The sequence below is a fragment of the Micromonospora sp. NPDC047670 genome, assembly GCF_043204915.1.
Classification (GTDB): domain Bacteria; phylum Actinomycetota; class Actinomycetes; order Mycobacteriales; family Micromonosporaceae; genus Micromonospora.
In genome coordinates, this window is record NZ_JBIDDA010000008.1 from 186,055 (window position 1) to 208,935 (window position 22,881).

The following is a 22,881-nucleotide window of genomic DNA, read 5'->3' on the forward strand; positions in this document are numbered from 1 at the left end:
TGACCTTCGGTGGCCGACGGGATGTCCGCCACCCCGCGCCCGGATCGGGGCGGTCGTGTCGTGCACGCGAAAGGCAGGGGAAGCCTGATGTCGACGTATCGAGGGAACCGGCGACCGGCACGAGCCAGGCGGCGGTCCCGGTGGTTCTTAGCCGGTGGGCTCGTCGCGGGCAGCCTGGTGGCCGGGATGGCCGGGACGGCGGGCGCCGCCGCGGTGGCCGCGGAACTGCCCGCCGCCTCGGAGGCTCGGTCCCTGGTGCTGCGCGGCGACGACCCCGGCGCGGGGCACCGCGACGACCTCCGCGAGCAGCGCCGCGCCGACCTCGGCGCCCGGCACTCCGGCGAGCACCGCGGCGGCGGGGAGGACGGGGAGCGGCACCCGGACCGGGGGCCCCGGCCCGGGCACCGCGGGGAGGTCCCGGTGCCGTGCGACCCGGCGAAGCTGATCGCCGCGCTGGTCCGGGCCAACGCCGAGGGCGGCGCCGACCTGCGGCTCGCCCCGAAGTGCCGGTACGAGCTCACGCACGCGTTCCAGCAGCCCGACGACTACGACGGCGGGATCCGGGACGCCCGGGAGGCGGCCGACAGCGCGGAGAACCCGGGCGACGCCGAGGCGCCACCGCGCAACCCCCAGCACGACAAGGCCGGCCTGCCCGTCATCTACCACCCGATCACCATCCGGGGAGAGGGCGCCAGCATCGTCCGGGACGCGCACGCCGAGGCGTTCCGGTTCTTCACCGTCCGCGACGGCGGGGAGCTGAACCTCTCCGACGTCGTGCTGCGCAACGGCCTCTCGGCCGCCGAGGGCGGCAGCATCCACGTCGTGCACGGCGCGTCCGCCGTGGTCGAGCGCATCACGGTCGTCGACAGCACCTCCCTCTCGGCGGAGGGGGGCGGCGGCGGGATCTTCAACGACGGCAACATGGTGGTCGCCGACAGCACGTTCGTCGACAACCACGCCGCCGGCGCCGCGGGCAAGGGCGGGGGCCTGCTCAACGGCGGTGTGCTGAGCCTGCGCACGTCGGAGTTCCGGGACAACAGCGCCGTCGCGTACGGCGGGGGCCTCGGGAACTACCGGGGCGCGGCCGAGGTGCAGAAGAGCACCTTCGCGCACAACAACGCGGCGCAGGGCGGCGGCATCGCCAGCTTCTCGGCCCGGACCAGGGTGGCCGACACCAAGGTGCTCGGCAACACCGCCCAGACCGGTGGCGGCATCGCCAACTCGGACGCCCTGATCTTCCTGCGCGGCCTGCAGGTGCGCGACAACACCGCCACCGGCAACGGCGGCGGCATCTCCACCTTCCAGGGCCTGCTGCCGCTGGACGACAGCGTCGTGGCGGGCAACACCGCCCGGGGCTCCGGCGGCGGGATCCACGCCGTGAAGTCGAACCTGCTGGTGCGCCGCAGCGACGTCGACCGGAACCACGCGGTCGGCGCCGCGTCGAAGGGCGGCGGCGTGTTCGTGTCGCTGGGTCAGGTCTCGTTCTACGCCAGCCGCGTGGTCGACAACGCCGCCACGGTGAAGCCGGGCGGGCTCTTCGCCGACAAGGCGCGGGTCAAGATCGACGACGAGACCGACATCATCGACAACGAACCCACCAACTGCGAGGGCAGCCGGGTCCCGGTGACCCACTGTTTCCGCTGACGGCCTTGCCGCCGGTGGTCGGTCGGGCGCTCGCCCGGCCGACCACCGCCCGTACGGGGAGCGCGGCACACCGTCGGCGAGGGGCGCATCCCGGTCCCGCCTCCGGCGATCCTCGTGATCGTCGCGGCGGGGCGGGGTGCGCCCCTCGCCGCGTGCCCGCGTTCCGTGGTCGCCCCGGCGCCCCTCGCGCTCGCCCGCGGAAGCTCCCGGCGACGAGCGCGGGACGCGTGTCCTCGGTGTCGACGAACCGCTCGCCCGACGGCGGCTCAGCCGAGGGCGCGCAGCCGGCCGGCGAGGTCGCCGGCGAAGAAGTCGAGGAAGCCGTCCGGGTCGGGGCCGGCGTTCTGCAGCACGATGTGGTCGTAGCCCGCCTCGACGTAGGAGCGGACCTTCGCCACGTGCGCCTCCGGATCCGGGCCGACCGAGAAGAGTTCGCGGATGTGCCGCTCCTCGACGTACGCGCTGGCGGCGTCGAAGTTGACCGGGTTGGGCAGCTCGCTCATCACCTTCCACCCGGTGACCATCCAGCGGCTGGTCTCCAGCACCGCGCGTAACGCCTGCGCGTCGTCGGGGGCCCAGGCCATCGGCACCTCGGCGTAGCGGGGACCGCCGCCGCCCGCCTCGCGGTAGTGCGCGACGATCGACTCCTTCGGCTCGGTGACGAACAGGCCGTCGCCGAGTTCCGCGGCCATCGTCGCCGAGGCCCGCCCGCTGGCCGCCACCGCGATCACCGGCGGGGTGTCCGGCAGGTCGAAGACGCGGGCGTCCTCCAACTGCAGGTGCTTGCCCTCGTACGACTGGTAGCCGCCCTGCCAGAGCAGCCGGATGATCTCCAGCGCCTCGCGCAGCCGTTCGTGCCGGCCCCGCACGCTGGGGAAGCCCTGCCCGACCACGTGCTCGTTGAGTCGTTCGCCGGCTCCGACGCCGAGGGTGAACCGGCCGTCGGAGATCAGCGCCATGGTCGCCGCGGCCTGCGCGATGATCGCCGGGTGGTACCGGACGGTCGGGCAGGTGACCCCGGTGGCGAGGCCGAGGGTGTCGGTCCGCGCCGCGATCGCCGCCAGCACGCTCCAGGCGAACGACGAGTGCCCCTGCACGTCCAGCCACGGGTGGAAGTGGTCGCTCATCTCGACGAAGTCGAAGCCCGCCTGCTCGGCGCGGACCGCCTGGCGGATCATCTCCTGCGGTCCGTACCCCTCCGCGGCCAGCTTGTAGCCGATCTTCATCCCGGTGCTCCCGTCCCGTGCGGCGGTGGAGCAACGCCGGTTCCCGCCGCCCGGGCCGGCAAACGTCGCCCCTGGGCGACCCGCCGTGGCGCCGGCGCGGCCAACAACCCCAGCCTCCTAGGACGCTATACGCGTGGTGCGGGCGCTCACCGCGACCACGCGCGGTGAGCCGTCACCGCGACTCCGCGCGGCGTCGCACGGGAGGCCCTGGCGGCCGGGGCGTGCGGTCGAGGCTCCGGCGGGAGAGGCCGGCGCGCCGAGCGGCGTACGGACACGGATCGGCCCGCGCCACAGTGGGCGCGGGCCGGGGGAAGCGCCGTCCTACTCGGACGGCTGGGGCAGCTCGCAGTCGACCTTGGGGTTGGCGCCGATGTAGTTCAGCGGCCCGGCGACGATGGTCACCAGGATCGTGCCGGCCTCGGCACAGTTGGTGTCGTCACCGCTGTAGTAGCCGCGCTGGCCGGCGGCGACCGCGCCGATGATCAGCCAGATGACGACGAGGACTCCGAATATCGACGTGCCGCGCATCGCTGCCTCCGCAAAGGGTGTGGTGGTTTCGAGGTGCAGGACGTTGTACCCAGTCGCGACGAACGGCTAACGACGCCGCCGATCGACCACCCCGGATCCGTCGATCGACAGCCTCCGGGGCGGCTGTGCGGGCCGCCCGCCCGTGCCGGTGCGCTATCGGATCGGCGACCGACGGCCCCGCACGGCGGCCCGACGGGCGTAGAACTGCGTCAGGGCACGGCGCAGGAGGACACCATGAACGCCCCGCACCTGTACATCGACCGCCCCGAGGACGTCGCGGTGGCGGCCCGCGCGCTGGCCGGGGGCGCGGTGGTCGCGGTGGCCTTCGGCAACTTCTACGCCGTCGTGGCCCGCCCGGACGCGGCCACCGTGCGTCGGGTCAACGTCGCGAAGGGCCGCCCCGCCGACCAGGTCGGCAGCATCACCACCGCCTTCCGGCGGATCCCGGCGATGTTCGACTGGTCGCGGGTGCCGCGCCGGCTGCCCGGGGGCCGGGTGCGGCAGCTGATGGGCGTCCTCTACGGCGCGGGCCCGTTCGGCTTCCGCGGCCCGGCCGTCGACCGGCTGCCCGCCCACCTGACCCGGCGCGACCGGGGCGTACGCACCACGCAGGTGATCGCGCCGGGGTTGGCCTGCCCGTCGAACGCGTTCTTCGAGCGGGCGGTCGCCGAGACCGGGGTGGACCACCTCTACATCACCTCGGCGAACCGTTCCCGGCACCGCACGGGGGCCGCGGAGGAGCCGCCGCACTGGAAGGCCGAGGGCGTCGCCGAGGACTTCGCCCACCTCGACGACCTGGTGGTGCTCGCGCACCGGGACGAGGCGGCGGCGCGGGCCGCGCACCCCGGGCACCTGCCGACCTCGGTGACGCTGCTGTCGTTCCACGCCCCGGCCGGCGAGCCGGAGGAGCCGCCGGTGCTCACCGTCGACCGGCACGGCTCGCTGCACGTCGACGACGTGCGTCGGGCCGCCGCGCCGCTCGGCCTCCAGGTGCGGCTCGGCCCCGCCGCCGGCCGGCGCCTGGAGGTCCGGACGTACGCGGGAGCGCTGGTGTGACCGGGTCGCGGAGCGGGCCCGTGGTGGCCGGCCTGAGACAGCACCGGTCGTGACCGACGTCCGGGCGACGTGCTCCCCGGACGCCTGCCCGGCGGTGGTGGGAGAGGACGTGGCCGGGGCGCACGATCGGGCCGGGGCGCACGATCGGGACACGCCGGCCGGGGGTGCGGCCCGGCGCGCGGGGTTGTGTCGGCTGGGAGGCCGGACGCCCGGCGTCGCGGCCTCCCGGTGAGCGGGACGCCGCGACGCCGGGGACATCGGGGTCAGGTTGTGTCGTGGCGCCGTCCCCGGCTCGCGGGGAGGGCCACCCGGCACCGCCGCCGGCAGGGCGGCGGCCCGGGGTCAGGCGTCGTCGCCGCCCACGGCGGCCGGCAGGGCGGCGGCCGCCTCCCGCGGGGCGCCGGCGAGTACCTTCGCCTGCTGCGGCCAGGTCGCGAGGCTCGGCGCGGCCCGCAGCCCGGCCCCCCGGATCGTCTCCCGCAGCGCGGCCTCGTCCAGCTCCGCGAGCTGCCGGTACGTGCGGATGCCGGCGGCCTGCAGCGCCGCCGCCATCTTCGGGCCGACGCCCTGGATCCGGCGAAAGTCGTCGGGGGTGTCCGCGTCGTCCGTGCTCGGCGCCGGCGGGGTGGCCACCGCGCTGCGCGCCGCGGGCACGACCACCGGCCCGGCGGGCACGTCGGCCGAGGCCGGCGCCGACTCCGACTCCGGCTCGGCCGGGGCAGCCGCGACGGGCTCCGGCTTGGCGGCGGCGACGGGCTCCGGCTCGGCGGCGGCGACCGGCTCCGGCTCGGCGGCGGCGACGGGCTCCGGCTCGGCGGCGGCGACGGGCTCCGGCTCGGCGGCCGCGACCGGCTCCGCGGCGGTGGCGGGCTCCTCGGCCGGGTGGTCGACGGGGCCGGTCACCTGGGCCGCGGCCGGCAGCACGACCTCGGCGTCCGGCCGGCGGTCGGTGGCGATGTCGAGCGGCGCGGCGGTGGCCACGGGGTCGACGTCGGGCGCCGGCACCGGGTCGCCGGTGAGCGCCATGTCGGCCGGGTCGACCTCGTCGGCACGCTCGGCGTCGGTCACGAGGACGGTGACCGGGGCGGCGTCGGTGTCCGACGGGACAGGGTCGGCGGCGGGAACGGGGTCGGCGACGGCGTCGGGGGCCCGGTCGACGGTCACCTCGGGGCGCGCCTCGTCGGTGGTGGCGGTGGGCGGCGGGTCGACCACCACGGCGGTCATGCCGGCGACCGGGTCACCCTCCACCGTGGGCGCGCCGTGCCCGGCGGCCGCGTCCTGCCGGCCCCGAAAGAACCATCCGCCCGCCAGACCCACCAGCAGGGCCACGATCAGTATCAGCCAGTGCCCGAAAGACCACGCCACGGCAAACCTCCCTCTCGTTCACGTCGAAACTCCGAGAAAAACTCGCCGCAGCTTCGCACACGCTCCGTGCGGGCGACAGGCAGGACCGGTCGCTCGCGGCGTGGTGGGACGGGGGGAGCACCGGGGGTGTCCGACGGGCGACGGACCGTCGCCGCGCTGCGGTCCGGCGCGGCCGGATCGGGACGGGCACGCGGGGACCCCGGCGCCGGGCGGGCGCCGGGGGTCCGGGTCGGACGGTCAGTCCTCCTCGCCCCGGTAGGTGTAGAAGTCGTTGACGAACTTGCGCGCCAGCCGGGGCACCCGGCTGGTGACGCCGAAGTATCCGCGGGCCCCCAGCAGCGCGAGCCGGCCGACGACGGGCTTGTACATCCGGTCGTCGCCGTTGGTGCCGCTGCGGTTGAGCGAGTCGGCGACGCGGGCGAAGCCGTACGGCACCATCGCGGCCTCGTAGTCGGCCACCGCCTGGAGCAGCGTCTTGTCGCCGGTCGCGGCCAGCCGGAGCTGCCGGCTGAGCAGGGCGGCGTCGCGCAGTGCGGTGTTGGCGCCCACCCCGCGTCCCGGGGTCATGGTGTGGATGGCGTCGCCGAGCAGGGTGACGGTGCTGCTCTTCCACGGCGGCACCGGCTCGCTGGTGGACACCTTGATGGGCAGGGCGCTGCCCGGGTCGCTGCGGGCGAGCAGTTCGCGTAGGTGGGGGTGCCAGTTGCGGGTGAGTCGAAGGGCGAGCATGAGCAGGTCCTCGCCGCGGCGTTGCAGGACGTCGGGCGGGAACCGGCGGGCGGTGCTCCAGATGACGAGGTTGATGTTGTCGCGGGTGGGGTCGTGGTGGAGCCCGGGCCAGGCGCGCAGCAGTGCGGCGTCGGCGGGGTCGACGCCGGGTTTCAGCGCGCCGTCGGCGTCCCACTTGAACTCCATGACGTGCAGTACGCCCATCATCCCGCCGGTGCCGAAGATCAGGGAGATGCCCTGCTCGATGCGCGGGGGCAGCAGGCGGCGGGTGTGCGGGGTGAGCGGGATGCGGGTGGCGATGTTGACGGTGCCGGCGTCGCGGGTGACGGCGTGCGGCAGGTACTGGCGGCGTACCGCGGAGTGGGTGCCGTCGGCGGCGACGAGGAGGTCGCCGGTGGCGGTGCTGCCGTCGGCGAAGTGCGCGGTCACGGTGCCGTCGTCGCGTTGCTCGTACCGGGTGAAGGTCTTGTCGAAGTGGACCACGTCCTCCATGTCGGTGAGCAGGACCTGGCGCAGGGTCATCCGGGCCACGGACCGTTCGGTGTCGACCGGGTCGGTGTCGGGCCGCAGGGTGAACGAGGCCGTCTGGCGCATCCGTTGGGTGATGACGTTGAAGTAGCGGGGGGAGCGGGCGCAGGTGGCCAGGTAGGTGTCGAACAGCCGTGGCGGCAGGCATTCGCGCAGGGCGCGGCTGCCGGTGGGGCCGATGCCGACGCGGTAGCCGAGCAGTCCCTCGCCGCGGGTGCGGTAGCGCTCGTAGACGGCGACGCTGATCCCGGCCCGGCGCAGGCCGTGGGCCAGGCACAGGCCGCCGGTGCCGGCCCCGATGATCAGGACGTGGGGTGGTCTGGGTGACATGGCGACCGCCGTTCAGCCGGCCGCGTGCGACGACGGCGCGTCGGCGGCGTCCCAGCGGTAGAAGCAGCCGGCGATGGCGTCGCGTGGTGAGCGCCAGGTCGGCAGGTACGGGGAGGTGTGGGCGGAGAGGCGCTCGTTGACCTGGCGGTAGAGCGGGTGGTTGCGGGCGCCGGCGAGGGCGTCCGGGTCCACGTCGGCGGTCTCCATCAGGTGTACGCACAGGTCGTGCAGGCAGTACAGGGACCGGTGCCGGACCCCGGTGAGGGCGGGCAGTTCGGTGGCGTCGGACTCGGCGAAGATCTGTGCCACCCGTCCCTCCGCGCCCGGGATGATCCTGCTGACGATCAGTAGACGGCTCATGGGACCCCTCTCGCCGGTGGTGCTCCGCTCACACGGCGGAGGCCACGGACTGTTGTGCGGCCCACCCTGCCGGGGCGGCTGTCACCTGCCCGTCACGTGCGTGGTCGCGCCGGTGACGCCGTCCGGGCGGGGGTAGGTCGACATGTCCGCCGTCGGGACGCCTGGTGTCGGCGTATGACCCTCGGTCGTGGCAGGTGCCGTAGCCGGCCCTGCGAGCCAGGTGGCGAGTGGCCGGCTCTTCCGCGGCGGGGTGCGGCGGGGTGAGTGTCGATCAGCCGCGGCGGTCTTCGACAGGATGAGGTTTCGCATGGAACCTCGCGTGCGCCTCCGACGAACAACGGTGGGGCGGCAACTGTGTCGCCCTGCCCCGCCGGCTGCGGCTTCCGCTGCCCCGGCCGGGAGTCGTCCCCGACGCGAGGAGAGTTTTGTGAGGAGACGTGCGCGACATGCCGCGGTGGTGAGAGGGCTCGCCACCGCGGTCGCGGCGGTTGTCGCGGCTGGTGTCGTCGTCGGACAGTCCGACGCCGGATCGGGGGCGACGCCGGCGGTGGCTCAGGCCGCCGACCGGAGTCCCGGAAAGTGGGTGACCCTGATCACCGGCGACCGGGTCCTGCTGCGAGACGTCGGCGGCCGGACCAAGGTGCTTGTCGAGTCGGCGCCGCGGCCGGGCCTCACCCAGTTCCAGGAGTTCACCCGACGCGGCGACCGGTACGTCCTGCCCCATGACGCGGCCGGGCTGGTGCGCGACGGGGTGCTGGACCGGGAGTTGTTCAACGTCACCGGGTTGATCCGCCAGGGCTACGACGATGCCAGTGTGTCCGCTGTCCCGCTGCTGGTGCAGTACGCGGACACCAGGCGGGCCGTTCGACCCGCTCCACCGGCCGGCGCGGTGGTGCGACGGTCGCTGCCGGGTACGGCGATGGCCGCGCTCGACGCGAAGAAGAGCACCGCAAGGCAGTTCTGGGGTCAGGTGCGTTCGACCGGGCGTGGGTTCGCCGGGGACATCCGGCGGGTGTGGCTCAACGGCAGGGTGCGGGCGAGCCTGGAGCAGAGCGTGCCGAAGATCGGCGCTCCGGTCGCCTGGGGTCGTGGCCAGACGGGGGCCGGGGTGACCGTGGCGGTGTTGGACACCGGTATCGACCTGGATCATCCGGATTTCGCCGGGAAGGTCGCCACGTCGAGGGACTTCTCCGGCAAGGGCACTGTCGAGGACGGTCACGGTCACGGCACCCACGTCGCGTCGATCGTCGCCGGCTCGGGTGCCGCCGCTGACGGCAGGTACAGGGGTGTGGCGCCCGGTGCCGCGCTCGCGGTGGGGAAGGTGCTCGACGACTCCGGGTCGGGGACGTTCGACACCGTCCTCGCCGGAATGCGGTGGGCGGCGGTGGAGGCCCGCGCCCGGGTGGTGAACATGAGTCTGGGTACCGTGCCCACGGATGGCTCCGATCCCATGTCCGTGGCGCTCAACGAGCTGACCCGCGAGCACGGCACACTGTTCGTGGTCGCCGCCGGCAACCACGGCGCCGACGAAACGGTGTCCACCCCGGCTGCGGCGGACGCCGCGCTGGCGGTGGGCAGCGTGAGCATCGATGACGAGCTCAGCCGGTTCTCCAGCCGTGGTCCGCGCTACGGGGACGGGGCGGCGAAGCCGGATCTGACCGCACCCGGTGCGGACATCGTGGCGGCCCGGCCGGCGAACGTCGACCCGCTCGGCGACGCGGTGGGCGACGCGTACCAGCGGATGAGCGGGACGTCGATGGCCGCGCCCCACGTGGCGGGTTCGGCCGCGTTGCTGGCGCAGCAGCATCCCGACTGGAAGGCCACCGACCTGAAGGCGGCGTTGATGAGCACCGCGGCCGAGGTTCCCGGCGCCGGCCCGTATGCGGTCGGCACGGGCCGGGTGGACGTGGCGCGGGCCACCGGCCAGCCTGTCACCGCGACTGGCAGTACGTCGACGTTGCTGAGCTGGCCGAACCAGGGTGTGTCCAAGCGGCAGAACATCACCTGGCGCAACCACGGGGACGTTTCGGTGACGCTGGCCCTGTCGGCGGCGTTGACCGGACGAGACGGGCAGCCGGCCCCGGCCGGGCTGGTCAGGTTCTCGGCGCAGACCGTGACCGTGCCGGCCGGCGGGGCTGTGGCGGTGGAGGCCACGGTGACCGCGCAGGACGGCGCCGCGGGCCGTTACAGCGGCCTGCTCACCGGTCGCAGCGCGGACGGAACGGTGACCACGCGCACCGCGCTGTCGGTGTACCAGGAGGAGGAGCGGTACGACCTGAGCGTCAAACTCGTGGCCCGCGACGGTGCCCCGGCCGTGCCGGTCGACTATCCCAACATTCTAATCATCGACCTGGACGACCCGTTGAACGCCTTCCAGACGAAGCCCGGGGAGCGGGTGCGGCTACCGCGCGGCCGTTACTCGATCCGCGGCACGATCGAAACCCACCAGGCCGGCAGGGAGCCGTCGTACACGTTGATCACTCATCCCGAGCTGATCGTCGATCGCGACGTGGTCCAGACCCTGGATGCCAGGGACGGCAAGCCGGTTTCGGTCACGACCGACTCCCCGACCGCGCGGGGCGGTACGCAGGCGTACTACGCCATCAGCGCCGTCAGCGGCTGCGGCGGCTGCACGTGGAGCAGTGCCAGCCAGGTGGACCCGCGGTTCCACGAGCTGTACGCGGCGACGGTGCCGGGCACCGGTTCGCCCACCTTCAGCTCCGGGCTGGCTCGCCAGGCGCATGAGCCCATCGTGGAACTGTGGGCTGACGGCGACGTGCCGTTCGAAGTTCCGGTCGACTGGTTCTTCGGCTCACCGCAGCCGCCGGCGCAGGCCGCGCTACCCACTGTGCACGGCGGGAGTGGCACGGCGGAGGACCTGGCGAAGATCGACGGTCGGGGCAAGCTGGTGCTGGTCGAGATTCCCGACGGCGCCACCATCGCGGAGGTCCTCCAGCGGACCGCCACCATCAAGGCGGCCGGAGCGAAGGCGGCGCTGGTCGTGCTGACGGGCGCACTGGCGGACGACAAGCCGGGGGAGCCGGTGGCGGCGCTGCCGACGATGTACGGCACGGGCCCGACCACACAGCGGTTCGCCGCGTTGGCGAGGGCCGGCGAGGTCACGGTGTCGTTCACGAGCCGCCCGTTCCCGAGGCAGCGCTACGAGCTGGCGTACCGGGTGCCGTACAAGCTGGACACGGCACAGCTGCGCCGGGCGCGGACCGCGGATCTGGTCGCGGTGCGAACCGCGTACCACGACAACGCGGTCGGGTCCGAGCACCGCGTCACGGCGTACGAGAGCTCCGGCGCGAGCGTCGGGATCGGCCGCTTCCTGCCAGTGCGGCCCGGACAGGAACGCGTGGAGTACTTCACCCCCGGCACGTGGGAACTCTTCTGGTCCACCCGCGACACGCGCGCGTCCGAGGTGCGGATCCTGACGGCCGGGAAGTCGGATCGGGTCGTGTGGAACAAGGCGGTCGCCGGGCCGACGTTCCGCGGCCCGGGCGGGCAGGCGCCGCGGCCGTGGGCGTGGCGATCGGACAACGCGTTCGACGTGACGCTGCCCATGCACGGCGATTCGGCCGGCCGACCGCGAATGCCGGAGCCGGGTGTCGACAGCGGCTCGGTCACCCTGTACCGGGACGGGCAGCTGGTGGACACCAGTCCGGAGCCGGGTTACGGACGCTTCGACGTGCCCGAGTCGGCGGGCGCATACCGGCTGACGGCCGAGGTCCACCGGACGGCCGACTGGTGGCCGCTGTGGACGAAGGTGGCCGCGTCGTGGACGTTCGGGTCTTCGGTCGCCGACGACGGCAAGCCACTGCCGCTGCTCGCGGTGCGGCTCGACCCCGCCGTCGACCTGCGCAACCGTGCCCCGGGCGGGCAGTTCAGCTTCCCGGTTCACGTGACCCGGCAGGGCGCCGACGAGGTGCGGATCAGTTCACTCACCGTGGACGTGTCCTACGACGACGGGGGCACCTGGCGGCCGGCCACCGTCACGGTGGCCGGCGACCACTGGAACGTTGGCGTCACCCATCCCGCCAGCGGATACGCCTCACTGCGGGTCAAGGCGACCGACGCGGCCGGTAACGCCGTCGAGCAGAGTGTGGTGCGCGCGTACGCGATCGGCCGGGAGGTTCAGTAGGCCGTGCGGGAAACAGCGGGAATCAACCTGGAGACGGAGAGGAGGGCTGCCCGGGTGACCGTGCCCCTGAGGGACAGTCCGGACGCGGATCTGATGACGGGTCCGCCGGAGCGGTTCGGCGAACTGTTCGAGCGGTACTCGGATCAGCTGTACGACTATTGCGCCCGCCGCGTCGGCCGGCAGCTGGCCGAGGATCTCGTTGCCGACACGTTCGCGGCGGCGTTCGCCCACCGCGACCGGTACGACGTCACCGTCCCGAACGCACGACCGTGGCTGTTCGGCATCCTCGCCAATCTGCTGCACAAACACCGTCGGGCCGAGGCCAGGGGCTGGCGGGCGCTCGCCCGCGCGGGCCGGGATCCGCTCGACGGCGCGCGGCCGCTCGACGAGTCGTTCGCCGATGAGGTCGGCGATCGGCTCGACGCGCGGGCGGCCACCCGGTCGCTGGCGAAGGCTCTGGCGGCCATGCCACACGAACAGCGGGAGGTGCTCCTGCTGCATGTGTGGGCGTGCCTGGACTACCCGGATCTCGCTCTCGCGCTGGCTCTGCCGCCGGGCACGGTCCGGTCCAGGCTGCACCGGGCCAAGGCCAAGCTCCGGCGGGCGCTGCCCGACCACTACGCCCCATCCACCTGACCATCGGCCCGTTGTTTGAGGTTCGGGAGAACGAACTGCCATGGACGAACCAATGAACCGATTTACGCCAGCTGATGCCGGTGACCCGGGGCTGCGGATGCTCGCCCGGCTCCGGGCGGACCTCACCGGGGCGCCCGCCGACGCGAAGGATCGCATGCGGCACGCCGTGCTCAACCGGACGCTGCACGGCGGTGCCACCGGGCGGCCGGGCCCGGCCGCCCGGTGGCACCGGATCGTGGTGCGCGTTTCGGCGGCGCTGGCACTGGCCGGTCTTGTCGGCGGTGCCGCCGTAGCGACAGGTCTGCTCGATCAGGAAGACCCGACGCCGGCGGCGACCTCGCCGGGCATCGGTCCGAACACCGCGCCAGCCACCGTGTTGGAACTCGTCGCGCAACGGGCCGCCCTCGTCCCGGCCCTTCCCATCCGTCCGGGGCAGTACGTCTACGTGCGGACCGAGTCGAGTGACATCGGGACGTACGACGGAGGTCCGTGGGGCCACGAGACGGTGCGGCTGCGGGTCGAGGGGTGGGACGAGCGGTGGCTTGATCCGCAGGGAATGTTCCCGGTGCGGACGCGAGGCGAAGACAGCGACATCCGACCACTCACCGCACGGGACCGGCCGATCGCCGAGCGGGCGGGACTGCTCAGGACCCAGCCGGAGCGGTACGACCGGCGCAATGACAGATACCCCGCCCAGAAGGCGGAGCTGGCGGCGAAGGGGCCCGACCTCGCCGGGCGGCGGTCGACTCCCGAGTCGCTCGCCGGGTTGCCGACCGAACCCGACGAGCTGCTGGTCGTGTTGCGCTCGGCAGCCGCCAAGCGGGCGGGCCAGTCCGCGGCCACCGGGCCCGGGGTGGACGCCCACACCTTCGCGCTGGTCGCGGACCTGTTCCAGACGTACGACCCGATCATCTCGCCCCAACTCAGGGCCGCGCTCTACCGGGCCGTCGCCAAACTGCCCGGCATCCAACTCGTGCCGGGCAGGGTGAAGCTCGGCGGGCACACCGGAATTGCCTTCACCTATCCCATGAAGGGCAAGGAGCGCAAGGACATCGTTGTCGACCCCGCCACCTATCGATTTATCGGCATCCGATCCAACGCCGGGGGCGTCGACGAGTCCTGGACCGTCGTCACCGACACCCGCGTCGTCGATGCGGTCGGCCAGACGTGACCACCTGTCGGACCCGACAACGGTCGGTGTGGTCAGCTGCCGGCGGTCGCCCGCGCTGCCACTGACGATGCCCTCGCCGGTGCTCCGGCGAGGGCATCTCGTCACTGCACCGCCCGGCACGCCTCGCTGCGTCGACGCGGAGGAGGAACTGAGGAACGTCCTGGCCGTCCGGGTGCCGAAGCGTCACGGCGTGGGGTGGGCCGACCGGTGTCGAGGCGGCGACCGGGACTGCCGGGAGTCACCGGTGTGTGCCGGCGGCCCGGCCCGGTGCGGCCCGCCGCCGTCCTGGGGCGTCCGGGCGCGCCGTCTCAGCGGGCGCGGGGGGCGACCCGGGCGTGCGGGGTGCGGCGCGGCCGGGCGGGGGTGTCGCGGGTGGCGTCGCGGATCGGCGCGAGGGTGTCGTCGAGCAGCGCGGTCATCGCCGCGCTGGGTTCCAGCCGTAGTTCCCGCAGCAGCAGGTCGCGGTAGACGTAGAAGGCGTGCACGGCCTCGAAGGCGTTGCCCTCGGCGAGGTGGATGCGCACCACCAGCCGGTGCGGGGTCTCGCGCAGCGGCTCGGCGGCCATGGCCTCCAGCGCGGCCTCCAGGGCCTCTCCGTGCCGGCCCGCCGCGAGGTGCTGGCCGGCGAGCGCCTCCAGCATGTGCAGGCGCAGCTGACGCAGCCGCTCCCGGTCGGCCAGGACCCAGTCGTCGTACCAGCCGGGAAGCAGGTCGTGCCGGCCGGCGGCGAGTGCGGCGGCGGCGCACGGGTCGTCGCCGTCGCGCACCCTGGCGGCCGTGCCGACGAGGGCGTCGACGTCGACCTGGACGACGGGGTTGAGGCGTACGGTGTCGCCGGCGGTGGTGAGCGGGCAGCAGGGGTCCTGGCGCAGTCGCCACAGCGCGGTCCGCAGGGACGACAGGGCGCGGTCCTCGGGCGCGTCGGGCCAGAGCAGCCCGGCGAGGTGGCTGCGGGTGGCGCCGGGGCGCAGCCCGATCAGGGCGATGACCCGTTGCAGGCCGCGCGGCACCACGACCGGGGTGTCGTCGTGCAGCAGCCGGAAGCCGCCGAGCAGGTGCAGCGAGATCTCCGTGCCGGGGCGGCGCCCGGTGGTGGGCATCGACGGATCAGCGGCCACGCGGCACCCCCTGCGGAACGCTCGTCCCGACTCCTCTGCTGTCCCCGGCGCGGCTGCCCTTGACCCCACTGTCGGGTCGCTCTGCCGCGGCACGGCGTCGCGCCGCGGCCGCCGGGCTGACCGTGACGAAGATTATCAATCGTGGTCACTCTCGGTCAATGTGTCGTTCGGGGTGCGGCGCGTGGTCCTGTCTTCACGAAAACCCTTCCGAACTGCTGATAGTCCATCTCGGGCGATGAGGGCGGCGCGGTGGATGCACAGTTCGCGTCAACGCAGCGTCACAAGGTGGCGTCGCGGGTCGGCGGGCGGCGGTGACGCCGCCGTGACGGCCGTGGCCGCATCGTGTCGCCAGTCGTCCGGCTCGGCCGGCGCCGTCGTCACCGACGCCGGATGCCGTGGAGGGAGGCCCGTCCATGGACCGTTCGCTGATCGTCGCGAAGGTGGTGCCGAGCGCCGAGGCGCGCGTCGCCGAGATTTTCGCCGAGTCCGACGCGACCGAGCTGCCGCACCTGGTCGGGGTGCGGCACCGGTCGCTGTACCGGCTGGGTGACCTCTACGTGCACCTGCTGGAGACGGACGCGCCGGGCGGGGCGGCGGTCGAGGCGGCCCGGGGGCATCCCGAGTTCGCGCGGGTCAGCGCCCGGCTGCGGCCGTACGTGTCGCCGTACCTGCCGACGTGGCGGGAGCCGCGCGACGCGATGGCCCGCTGCTTCTACCGCTTCGACGCCGCGCCCGCCGGGCGGCCGTCGTGACCGCCACCGCGCCCCGCGAGGGGCAGCTCTGGTCCCGCTGCGGCGGATGCGCCACCCTGCTGTACCGCAAGCGGCTGCGCCGCAACCTCGACGTCTGTCCCGAGTGCGGGACGCACGCCCGCCTGGACGCGCCCGAGCGGCTGCTCCAGCTCGTCGACGCGGGGTCGTTCGCCGCCCTGGCGGATCGGCCGGCGGAGGTCGACCCGATCGGTTTCGTGGACCTGCTGCCGTATCCGCACCGGCTCAGCGCCGCCCGGGCCGGCACCGGGCTGGCCGAGGCGGTGGTCTGCGGCACCGCCACCGTCGGCGGGCACCCGTGCGCGCTCGCGGTGATGGACTTCCGGTTCCTCGGCGGCAGCCTGGGCTGCGCCGTGGGGGAGCTGATCACCCGGGCCGCCGAGCGGGCGTTGGAGGACGGGATCGCGCTGGTCCTGGTCACCGCCTCGGGTGGGGCGCGGATGCAGGAGGGCGCCCTGTCGCTGATGCAGATGGCCACGGTGAGCCAGGCGATCGCCGCGCTGCGGGAGGCGGGGCTGCTCACCGTCAGCGTGCTCACCGACCCGACGTACGGGGGCGTGGCCGCCTCGTTCGCCACGAACACCGACGTGGTGCTCGCCGAGAAGGGCGCGCGGATGGGCTTCGCCGGTCCCCGGGTGATCCGTCAGGTCACCGGGCGGGCGCTGCCGGAGGGCTTCCAGACCGCCGACTTCCTGCTGCGGCACGGGCAGGTCGACATGGTGGTGCCCCGGCACGCCCTGCGGGGGCGGCTGGCGGCGCTGCTGGCCGCGGCGCGCGCGGGGGGCCGGCGGGCGGCGCGTCCGGGCGTACCCCGGCAGGAGCCGTCGCCGGTCGTGGCGCGGCCGGCCGGTGGGGCCGCTGCCGTGACGGGGCCGGGCGGCGACGCCTGGGAGACGGTGCGGCTGGCGAGGCACCCGGGCCGGCCGACCACGCTGGACTATCTGGAGACGGCGTTCGACGGCTTCGTCGAGCTGCACGGCGACCGCCTCGGCGCGGACTGTCCCGCCGTGGTCGGCGGGCTGGCCCGCCTCGACGGCCGGCCCGTGATGGTGATCGGTCACCAGAAGGGTCACACCACCGCCGAGCTGGTTTCGCGCAACTTCGGCATGGCCAGCCCGGCCGGGCACCGCAAGGCGTTGCGGCTGATGCGGCTCGCCGCCCGTCTCGGTCTGCCGGTGGTCACCCTGGTGGACACGCCCGGGGCGGATCCCGGCGTGAGCGCCGAGGAGCAGGGGCAGGCGGCGGCCATCGCGGAGAACATCCTCGCCCTGACCGTGCTGCCCACCCCCGTCGTCGCGGTGATCACCGGGGAGGGGGGCAGCGGCGGCGCGTTGGCCCTCGCCGTGGCCGACCGGGTGTTGATGCTCCAGCACGCCGTGTATTCGGTGATCAGTCCCGAGGGCTGCGCGGCCATCCTGTGGCCGGACCGGGGGGCGGCGCCAGAGGCGGCCCGCGCGTTGCGGCTGACCGCGCCCGATCTGTGCCGCCTGGGGGTGGTCGACGACGTCGTGCCCGAGCCGGCCCCGGCCGCGCACCAGGATCCGGAGGCGGCTGCGCGGGCGTTGCGGGCGGCGGTGCTGGCGCACCTGCTGCCGCTGCTCGACGTGCCGGCCGCCACGCTGGTGCGGCGCCGGCGGCAGCGTTTCCGCCGCTTCGGCGCGGCCCGCCTCGGCGCGCGGGCGGGTGCCCGGTGAGCGCGGGCGGCGCCCCGGTCGACACCGTGCCGGCCGGCGTGGAGTCGGCGTCCGGCGTGGACGCGGTGCTGGCCGGGCTGCGGCGGCACGCCCGGGACCTCGTCGCCGAGCTGGCCGGCCCGGTCCGCCGGGTGCGGCTGCGCAGCGGCGACACGGTGCTGGAGGTGGAGTGGCACGGCGGCGCGCCGGTGGACGCCCCGCCCGGGGGCGGGCCGGTCGCGGCGCGGCCCGCGCCCCCGCCGGCCGGGGACGACGCGGGCCGGTACGCGGTGTGCTCGCCCATCGTCGGCACGTTCTACCGGGCGCCGGAGCCGGGCGCCGCGCCCTTCGTCGCCGTCGGTGACCTGGTGCGCCCCGGGCAGGTCATCGGCATCGTCGAGGCGATGAAGCTGATGAACGAGGTGACCGCCGAGCGGGGTGGCCGGGTCGCCGAGGTCATCGCCGCCGACGGCCAGCCGGTCGAGTACGACCAGCCGCTGCTCGCGCTGGATCCGGCCTGAGGTGGTGGGTGATGTTCGAGAAGGTGCTGATCGCCAACCGGGGTGAGATCGCCCTGCGGGTGCTGCGTGCCTGTCGCGAGCTGGGGGTGCGTACGGCGGTGGTCTACTCCACGGCCGACGCGGACTCCGCCGCGGTACGCCTGGCCGACCAGGCGGTGCGGATCGGACCGCCGGCCAGCCGGCGCAGCTACCTCAACGCCGCCGCGATCGTGGAGGCGGCCCGGCAGGTGGGCGCGCAGGCGGTGCACCCCGGCTACGGGTTCCTCTCGGAGGACGCCGACTTCGCCGAGATCTGCGCCGAGAACGGGCTGGTCTTCATCGGTCCGCCGCCGCAGGTGATGTCCGCGTTGGCGGACAAGTCCTCGGCGCGGGCGTTGATGCGCCGGGCGGGGCTGCCGCTGCCGCCGGGCAGCGTCGCGCCGGTGCCCACCGCCACGGCGGCGTCGGAGGTGGCCGCCGAGGTGGGCTATCCGGTGATCGTCAAGGCGGCGGCCGGCGGCGGGGGCCGGGGCATGACGGTGGTGGCCGGTCCGGCCGAGCTGCCCCGGGCGTACGCGCGGACGCGGGCCGCGGCGCAGGTCGCCTTCGGCGACGACCGGGTGTACGTGGAGCGGTACCTGACCGGCGCCCGGCACGTCGAGGTGCAACTGCTGTGCGACTCGCACGGCAACGGCGTGCACCTGGGCACGCGGGACTGTTCGGTGCAGCGCCGGCACCAGAAGCTGGTGGAGGAGGCGCCCGCCCCCGCGTTGTCGGCCGGCACGCTGGAGGCCATCGCGGAGTGCGCCCTGCGCGGCGCGCTGTCCGCCGGCTTCACGGGGGCCGGCACGGTGGAGTTCCTGGTCGACCCGGACGAGCGGTTCCACTTCCTGGAGATCAACTGCCGGATCCAGGTCGAGCACCCCGTCACCGAGATGGTCACGGGGATCGACCTGGTGCACGAGCAGCTGCACATCGCCGCCGGGGTGCCGTTGCGCCTGCGGCAGTCCGACGTCCGCCCGCACGGGGTGGCCATCGAGTGCCGGGTCAACGTGGAGGACCCGGACCGCGGTTTCGCCCCGACGCCCGGACGGCTGGACCGTTTCGTGCCGCCCGGTGGCCCGTTCACCCGGGTCGACACGCACGGCCACGCCGGTTACGTCTTCGGCCCGCACTACGACTCCCTGCTGGCCAAGGTGGCGGTCTGGGCGCCCGACCGGGAGTTGGCGCTCAACCGGCTGGAACGGGCCCTCGACGAGTTCGACATCGCCGGGTCCGGGGTCCGCACCACCATCCCGTTCGTCCGGCGGGTGCTCGACGACGCCGGGTTCCGCAAGGGCCGCTACTCCACCGGCCTGGTCGACCAGCTGCTCGCCGGTCCGTCCGACGCACACCACAGGAGGCTCTGTTGACCGTCACCCATGGCCGTCCGCTGACCGCCGAGATCACCGACATCCTGGTAACCAACTGCGGGTTGGACGCCGACGCGGCCGCCCGCGCCCCGGCCGCGTCCCTGGAGGAACTCGGCATGGACTCGCTGGCGCTGCTCGAACTGTCCGCCGTGGTCGCCGACCGGTGGCAGGTGCAGATCCCCGAGCAGGCGGGGCAGCTCAGCATCGCCGGCGTGGCCGAGCTGGTCGCCCGCCGCGCCGACCCGCCCGGGCACACCGAGAACAGCGTGCTCATCGCCGCGCCGCTGCCGCTGGTCTGGGACGTCACCAACGACGTCGCCGGCTGGCCCGAGCTGTTCACCGAGTACGCCCGGGCGGAGATCCTGCACCGCGACGGCGACACCGTGCGGTTCCGGCTCACCATGCACCCCGACGAGAACGGGGTGGCGTGGAGCTGGGTCAGCGAGCGCACCGCCGACCCGGCCACCCGGGAGGTCCGCGCCCGGCGGGTGGAGACCGGGCCGTTCGAGTACATGCACATCCACTGGCGCTACGCGGAGGAGCCCGGCGGTACGCGGATGACGTGGGTGCAGGACTTCGCGATGAAGCCGACCGCGCCGGTGGACAACGCCGGCATGACCGAGCGGATCAACACCAACAGCGCCGTGCAGCTCGCCGTGATCAGGGACAGGATCGAAGGGCTCGCGCGGGCCGGCGCGGCCGCCCGGGGGCCCGCCGCCACGCCCGCCGACGAGGCGACGGGAGCCGACGATGAGTGAGCAGGCCCTGCGGTTGGTCGCCGCCGCCGACGTGGCGCCGGACCGCCGCCGCGGCGGCGAGCTGCGGGTGCTGCTCGGCCCGAAGACCGTGGGCAGCACCTCCGGTTTCCTGGGGGTGGCGGCGCTGCTGCCGGGGGAGCGCATCGCCGAGCACTACCACCCCTACAGCGAGGAGTTCCTGTACGTGGCCCGGGGCGCGATCACCGTCGACCTCGACGACGAGCCGGTGCCGCTGGCGGCCGGGGAGGCCCTGTTCGTGCCGCGTTACGTGCGGCACCGGCTGCGCAACACCGGCGACGAGCCGGCCGAGGTGGTCTTCCACCTGGGGCCGCTGGCTCCCCGCCCGGAACTCGGCCACGTCGACACCGAGCTGGTCGAGCAGCGGGGCGGATCGTGACGGGGCGCCGCACGGTGGTGACCGGCGTCGGGGTGGTCGCCCCCGGCGGCGCCAGCCGGGACCGGTTCTGGAAGGCCGTCACCGAGGGGCGGACGGCGACGCGGCGGATCACCTTCTTCGACCCGTCGGCGTTCCGGTCGCAGATCGCCGCCGAGTGCGACTTCGACCCGGTCGCCGCCGGCCTCAGCGAGGCCGAGCGGCGGCGCGCCGACCGGTACGTGCAGTTCGCGCTCGCCTGCTCGGCCGAGGCGGTCGCCGACGCCGGGCTGGAGCTCACCGACGCCGAGCGGGACCGCGCCGGGGTGGTGCTCGGCACCGCCGTCGGCGGCACCATGGCCCTGGAGCAGGAGTACGTGACGGTCAGCGACACGGGCCGGCGGTGGCTGGTCGACGCGGCACGCGGCGGCCCCTACCTCTACCAGGCGCTGGTGCCCAGCAGCCTGGCCGCCGACGTGGCGTGCCGCTACGGGCTGCACGGCCCGGCCCAGGTGGTCTCCACCGGCTGTACCTCCGGCATCGACGCCATCGGGTACGCCCACCAGCTCATCGCCGACGGCGAGGCCGACGTCGTGCTGGCCGGGGCGGCCGACTCGCCGATCTCGCCGGTGACCGTCGCCTCCTTCGACGCGATCAAGGCGACCAGCCCGGACAACGACGACCCGGCGCACGCCTCGCGCCCCTTCGACGCCGACCGGCACGGCTTCGTCCTCGCCGAGGGCGCGGCGGTGCTGGTGCTGGAGGAGGCCGGGCACGCCCGGCGGCGCGGGGCCCACGTCTACTGCGAGGTCGCCGGCTACGCCAGCCGCAGCAACGGCTACCACATGACCGGGCTGCGCCCCGACGGGCTGGAGATGGGGCTGGCCATCTCGGCCGCGCTGAGGCAGGGCCGGATCGCCCCCGAGCAGGTCTCCTACATCAGCGCGCACGGTTCGGGCACCCGGCAGAACGACCGGCACGAGACGGCGGCGTTCAAGCGGGCCCTCGGGCAGGCCGCGTACCGGGTGCCGATCAGCTCGATCAAGTCGATGGTCGGGCACTCGCTGGGCGCGATCGGCGCGATCGAGATGGCCGCGTGCGCCCTGGCCGTCGAGTTCGGCGTGGTGCCGCCGACGGCCAACTGGGCCACCCGCGACCCGGAGTGCGACCTGGACTACGTGCCGAACGAGGCGCGGGAGCTGCCGGTGGACGTGGCGCTGTCGGTCGGCAGCGGGTTCGGCGGTTTCCAGTCGGCGATGGTGTTCCGCCGGCTGTCCGGGGCGGTGCTGCCGTGACCGCCCGGGCGGTGGTGACCGGCATCGGGGTGGTCGCGCCCAGCGGGATCGGCGCGGACGCGCACTGGCGGACGGTGCTGGCCGGCACCCGCCGCACCGGACCGATCACGCTGTTCGACCCCGCCGGATATCCGACGCGGCACGGCGGGGAGGTGCCCGGCTTCGACGCCGCCGCGTACGCCGACACCCGGCGGCTGGTGCAGACCGACCGGTGGACGCACCTCGGGTTCGCCGCGACCCGGTTGGCGCTGGCCGACGCCGGCCTGCCCGAGCGGGCCCCCGACCCGTACGGGTACGCGGTGGCGCTGGCCAGCTCGTCGGGCGGGAACCTGTTCGGGCAGCGGGAGCTGCAACGGCTGTGGGGCGGGCCGACCCGCACGGTCGGGGCGTACCAGTCGATCGCGTGGTTCTACGCGGCCAGCGTCGGGCAGCTCTCCATCCACCACCAGTTCAAGGGGCCCTGCGGCGTGCTGGTCGCCGAGGCGGCCGGCGGGCTGGACAGCCTGGCGCACGCGGCGCGGGCGGTGCGCCGGGGCACCCCGGTGGTGATCGCCGGGGCGACGGAGTGCCCGCTGAGCCCGTACGCCCTGGCCTGTCAGCTGCGTTCCGGGCTGCTCAGCGACGTGGCCGACCCGGAGCGGGCCTACCGGCCGTTCGACGTCGCCGCCAGCGGCTACCTGCCCGCCGAGGGCGGCGCGGTCTTCGTGGTGGAGGAGCTGGGCCACGCGCTGGCCCGGGGCGCCCGCGTGCACGGCGAGGTGACCGGCTGGGGCGCCACCCACGACGGCGCGCACACCACGGCGGACAGCGCCGGCGACCCCGTGCAGTACGCGCGGGCGATGCGGCTGGCCCTGGACCGGGCCGGCGTCGGGGCGGAGGCGGTCGACGTGGTGCTGCCCGACGCGCTCGGCGTGCCCCGCTACGACCGCAGCGAGGCCGAGGCGCTGCGCGCGGTCTTCGGCGACCGGCCGCCCCCGGTGACGACGCAGAAGCCGCTGACCGGCCGCGCGCACCAGGGCGGCTCGGCGCTGGACGTGGCCACCGCGCTGCTCGCCTTCGGGCACGACACGCTGCCCGCCTCCGCGGGCCCGGACGAGGTGGCCGACGGCTGCGAGCTGGACTTCCTGCGGGAGCACCGGCGCCCGCGCAGCCGGCTGGCCATGGTCTGCGCCCGGGGCTTCGACGGGTTCAACAGCGCGCTGGTGTTGCGGGGGGCCGCGCCGGCGAGGGGAGCGACGACGTGAGCGGGCGCAGCGAGGAGCCAC

The 22,881-nt window shown here is 74.6% G+C and carries 19 protein-coding genes; 13 read left to right on the forward strand and 6 right to left on the reverse strand.

The annotated features are described in order from the left end of the window. Window positions 1–87 precede the first annotated feature (87 nt). Complete coding sequence (locus tag ACGF7U_RS20850; protein WP_393109220.1) at window positions 88–1,644, forward strand: hypothetical protein; 1,557 nt, start codon at window positions 88–90, stop codon at window positions 1,642–1,644. A gap of 266 nt (window positions 1,645–1,910) precedes the next feature. Here ACGF7U_RS20850 and ACGF7U_RS20855 read toward each other — a convergent pair whose 3' ends face one another. Next, window positions 1,911–2,870, reverse strand: coding sequence for a TIGR03557 family F420-dependent LLM class oxidoreductase (locus ACGF7U_RS20855; protein WP_393108949.1), 960 nt, complete (start codon window positions 2,868–2,870; stop codon window positions 1,911–1,913). Window positions 2,871–3,191: 321 nt separating this feature from the next. Continuing rightward, entirely contained in the window at window positions 3,192–3,398 is a 207-nt protein-coding gene (locus tag ACGF7U_RS20860; RefSeq protein WP_091095227.1) for a hypothetical protein, read from the reverse strand. A 234-nt stretch (window positions 3,399–3,632) separates the two neighbouring features. Between ACGF7U_RS20860 and ACGF7U_RS20865 the strand changes: the two genes are divergently transcribed. Next, on the forward strand, window positions 3,633–4,454 hold the full coding sequence (locus ACGF7U_RS20865) for a hypothetical protein (RefSeq protein ID WP_393108951.1): 822 nt from the start codon (window positions 3,633–3,635) through the stop codon (window positions 4,452–4,454). 342 nt (window positions 4,455–4,796) lie between these two features. Here ACGF7U_RS20865 and ACGF7U_RS20870 read toward each other — a convergent pair whose 3' ends face one another. From ACGF7U_RS20870 to ACGF7U_RS20880, 3 genes are all read right to left on the reverse strand, one after another. Beyond that, complete coding sequence (locus ACGF7U_RS20870) at window positions 4,797–5,819, reverse strand: helix-hairpin-helix domain-containing protein (RefSeq protein WP_393108953.1); 1,023 nt, start codon at window positions 5,817–5,819, stop codon at window positions 4,797–4,799. Between the two features lie 237 nt (window positions 5,820–6,056). Further along, window positions 6,057–7,406, reverse strand: a complete 1,350-nt coding sequence (locus ACGF7U_RS20875; protein WP_393108955.1) for an FAD-dependent oxidoreductase — start codon at window positions 7,404–7,406, stop codon at window positions 6,057–6,059. A 12-nt stretch (window positions 7,407–7,418) separates the two neighbouring features. After that, window positions 7,419–7,766, reverse strand: a complete 348-nt coding sequence (locus ACGF7U_RS20880) for a TcmI family type II polyketide cyclase (protein WP_393108957.1) — start codon at window positions 7,764–7,766, stop codon at window positions 7,419–7,421. Window positions 7,767–8,349: 583 nt separating this feature from the next. On the opposite strand from ACGF7U_RS20880, the gene ACGF7U_RS20885 reads away from it, so the two are divergent. Genes ACGF7U_RS20885 through ACGF7U_RS20895 form a run of 3 tightly spaced genes read left to right on the forward strand, consistent with a single transcriptional unit; the run spans window position 8,350 to window position 13,717 of the window. After that, window positions 8,350–11,910: a S8 family serine peptidase gene (locus tag ACGF7U_RS20885; RefSeq protein ID WP_393108959.1), complete on the forward strand. Its 3,561-nt coding sequence runs from the start codon at window positions 8,350–8,352 to the stop codon at window positions 11,908–11,910. 54 nt (window positions 11,911–11,964) lie between these two features. After that, complete coding sequence (locus ACGF7U_RS20890) at window positions 11,965–12,546, forward strand: RNA polymerase sigma factor (protein ID WP_393108961.1); 582 nt, start codon at window positions 11,965–11,967, stop codon at window positions 12,544–12,546. Between the two features lie 40 nt (window positions 12,547–12,586). Beyond that, window positions 12,587–13,717, forward strand: coding sequence for a CU044_5270 family protein (locus ACGF7U_RS20895; protein WP_393108963.1), 1,131 nt, complete (start codon window positions 12,587–12,589; stop codon window positions 13,715–13,717). A gap of 308 nt (window positions 13,718–14,025) precedes the next feature. Here ACGF7U_RS20895 and ACGF7U_RS20900 read toward each other — a convergent pair whose 3' ends face one another. After that, the gene (locus tag ACGF7U_RS20900; RefSeq protein WP_393108965.1) at window positions 14,026–14,835 is read right to left on the reverse strand and encodes a BTAD domain-containing putative transcriptional regulator; all 810 of its coding nucleotides are present in this window, start codon (window positions 14,833–14,835) and stop codon (window positions 14,026–14,028) included. Window positions 14,836–15,248: 413 nt separating this feature from the next. Between ACGF7U_RS20900 and ACGF7U_RS20905 the strand changes: the two genes are divergently transcribed. Genes ACGF7U_RS20905 through ACGF7U_RS20940 form a run of 8 tightly spaced genes read left to right on the forward strand, consistent with a single transcriptional unit; the run spans window position 15,249 to window position 22,860 of the window. Continuing rightward, on the forward strand, window positions 15,249–15,587 hold the full coding sequence (locus ACGF7U_RS20905) for a TcmI family type II polyketide cyclase (protein WP_393108967.1): 339 nt from the start codon (window positions 15,249–15,251) through the stop codon (window positions 15,585–15,587). Beyond that, window positions 15,584–17,299, forward strand: a complete 1,716-nt coding sequence (locus tag ACGF7U_RS20910; protein WP_393108969.1) for an acetyl-CoA carboxylase carboxyltransferase subunit alpha — start codon at window positions 15,584–15,586, stop codon at window positions 17,297–17,299. The genes ACGF7U_RS20905 and ACGF7U_RS20910 overlap by 4 nt, the downstream gene beginning before the upstream one ends. Then, on the forward strand, window positions 17,296–17,799 hold the full coding sequence (locus tag ACGF7U_RS20915) for an acetyl-CoA carboxylase biotin carboxyl carrier protein (protein WP_393108971.1): 504 nt from the start codon (window positions 17,296–17,298) through the stop codon (window positions 17,797–17,799). Before ACGF7U_RS20910 ends, ACGF7U_RS20915 begins: the two co-directional genes overlap by 4 nt. 11 nt (window positions 17,800–17,810) lie before the next feature. Next, on the forward strand, window positions 17,811–19,190 hold the full coding sequence (locus ACGF7U_RS20920) for an acetyl/propionyl/methylcrotonyl-CoA carboxylase subunit alpha (RefSeq protein WP_393108973.1): 1,380 nt from the start codon (window positions 17,811–17,813) through the stop codon (window positions 19,188–19,190). Next, the gene (locus ACGF7U_RS20925; RefSeq protein ID WP_393108975.1) at window positions 19,187–19,948 is read left to right on the forward strand and encodes an SRPBCC family protein; all 762 of its coding nucleotides are present in this window, start codon (window positions 19,187–19,189) and stop codon (window positions 19,946–19,948) included. Before ACGF7U_RS20920 ends, ACGF7U_RS20925 begins: the two co-directional genes overlap by 4 nt. Continuing rightward, complete coding sequence (locus ACGF7U_RS20930) at window positions 19,941–20,345, forward strand: cupin domain-containing protein (RefSeq protein ID WP_393108977.1); 405 nt, start codon at window positions 19,941–19,943, stop codon at window positions 20,343–20,345. Before ACGF7U_RS20925 ends, ACGF7U_RS20930 begins: the two co-directional genes overlap by 8 nt. After that, the gene (locus ACGF7U_RS20935) at window positions 20,342–21,616 is read left to right on the forward strand and encodes a beta-ketoacyl-[acyl-carrier-protein] synthase family protein (protein ID WP_393108979.1); all 1,275 of its coding nucleotides are present in this window, start codon (window positions 20,342–20,344) and stop codon (window positions 21,614–21,616) included. Before ACGF7U_RS20930 ends, ACGF7U_RS20935 begins: the two co-directional genes overlap by 4 nt. Continuing rightward, window positions 21,613–22,860, forward strand: a complete 1,248-nt coding sequence (locus tag ACGF7U_RS20940) for a beta-ketoacyl synthase N-terminal-like domain-containing protein (protein WP_393108981.1) — start codon at window positions 21,613–21,615, stop codon at window positions 22,858–22,860. The genes ACGF7U_RS20935 and ACGF7U_RS20940 overlap by 4 nt, the downstream gene beginning before the upstream one ends. Window positions 22,861–22,881 lie beyond the last annotated feature (21 nt).

Excerpts from the sequence above, each read along its gene's own strand:
- ACGF7U_RS20905 (WP_393108967.1), top strand. The coding sequence starts at position 15,249 with ATGGACCGTTCGCTGATCGTCGCGAAGGTGGTGCCGAGCGCCGAGGCG.
- ACGF7U_RS20865 (WP_393108951.1), top strand. The coding sequence starts at position 3,633 with ATGAACGCCCCGCACCTGTACATCGACCGCCCCGAGGACGTCGCGGTG.
- ACGF7U_RS20855 (WP_393108949.1), bottom strand. The coding sequence starts at position 2,870 with ATGAAGATCGGCTACAAGCTGGCCGCGGAGGGGTACGGACCGCAGGAG.
- ACGF7U_RS20875 (WP_393108955.1), bottom strand. The coding sequence starts at position 7,406 with ATGTCACCCAGACCACCCCACGTCCTGATCATCGGGGCCGGCACCGGC.
- ACGF7U_RS20850 (WP_393109220.1), top strand. The coding sequence starts at position 88 with ATGTCGACGTATCGAGGGAACCGGCGACCGGCACGAGCCAGGCGGCGG.
- ACGF7U_RS20860 (WP_091095227.1), bottom strand. The coding sequence starts at position 3,398 with ATGCGCGGCACGTCGATATTCGGAGTCCTCGTCGTCATCTGGCTGATC.
- ACGF7U_RS20930 (WP_393108977.1), top strand. The coding sequence starts at position 19,941 with ATGAGTGAGCAGGCCCTGCGGTTGGTCGCCGCCGCCGACGTGGCGCCG.
- ACGF7U_RS20895 (WP_393108963.1), top strand. The coding sequence starts at position 12,587 with ATGGACGAACCAATGAACCGATTTACGCCAGCTGATGCCGGTGACCCG.
- ACGF7U_RS20920 (WP_393108973.1), top strand. The coding sequence starts at position 17,811 with ATGTTCGAGAAGGTGCTGATCGCCAACCGGGGTGAGATCGCCCTGCGG.
- ACGF7U_RS20880 (WP_393108957.1), bottom strand. The coding sequence starts at position 7,766 with ATGAGCCGTCTACTGATCGTCAGCAGGATCATCCCGGGCGCGGAGGGA.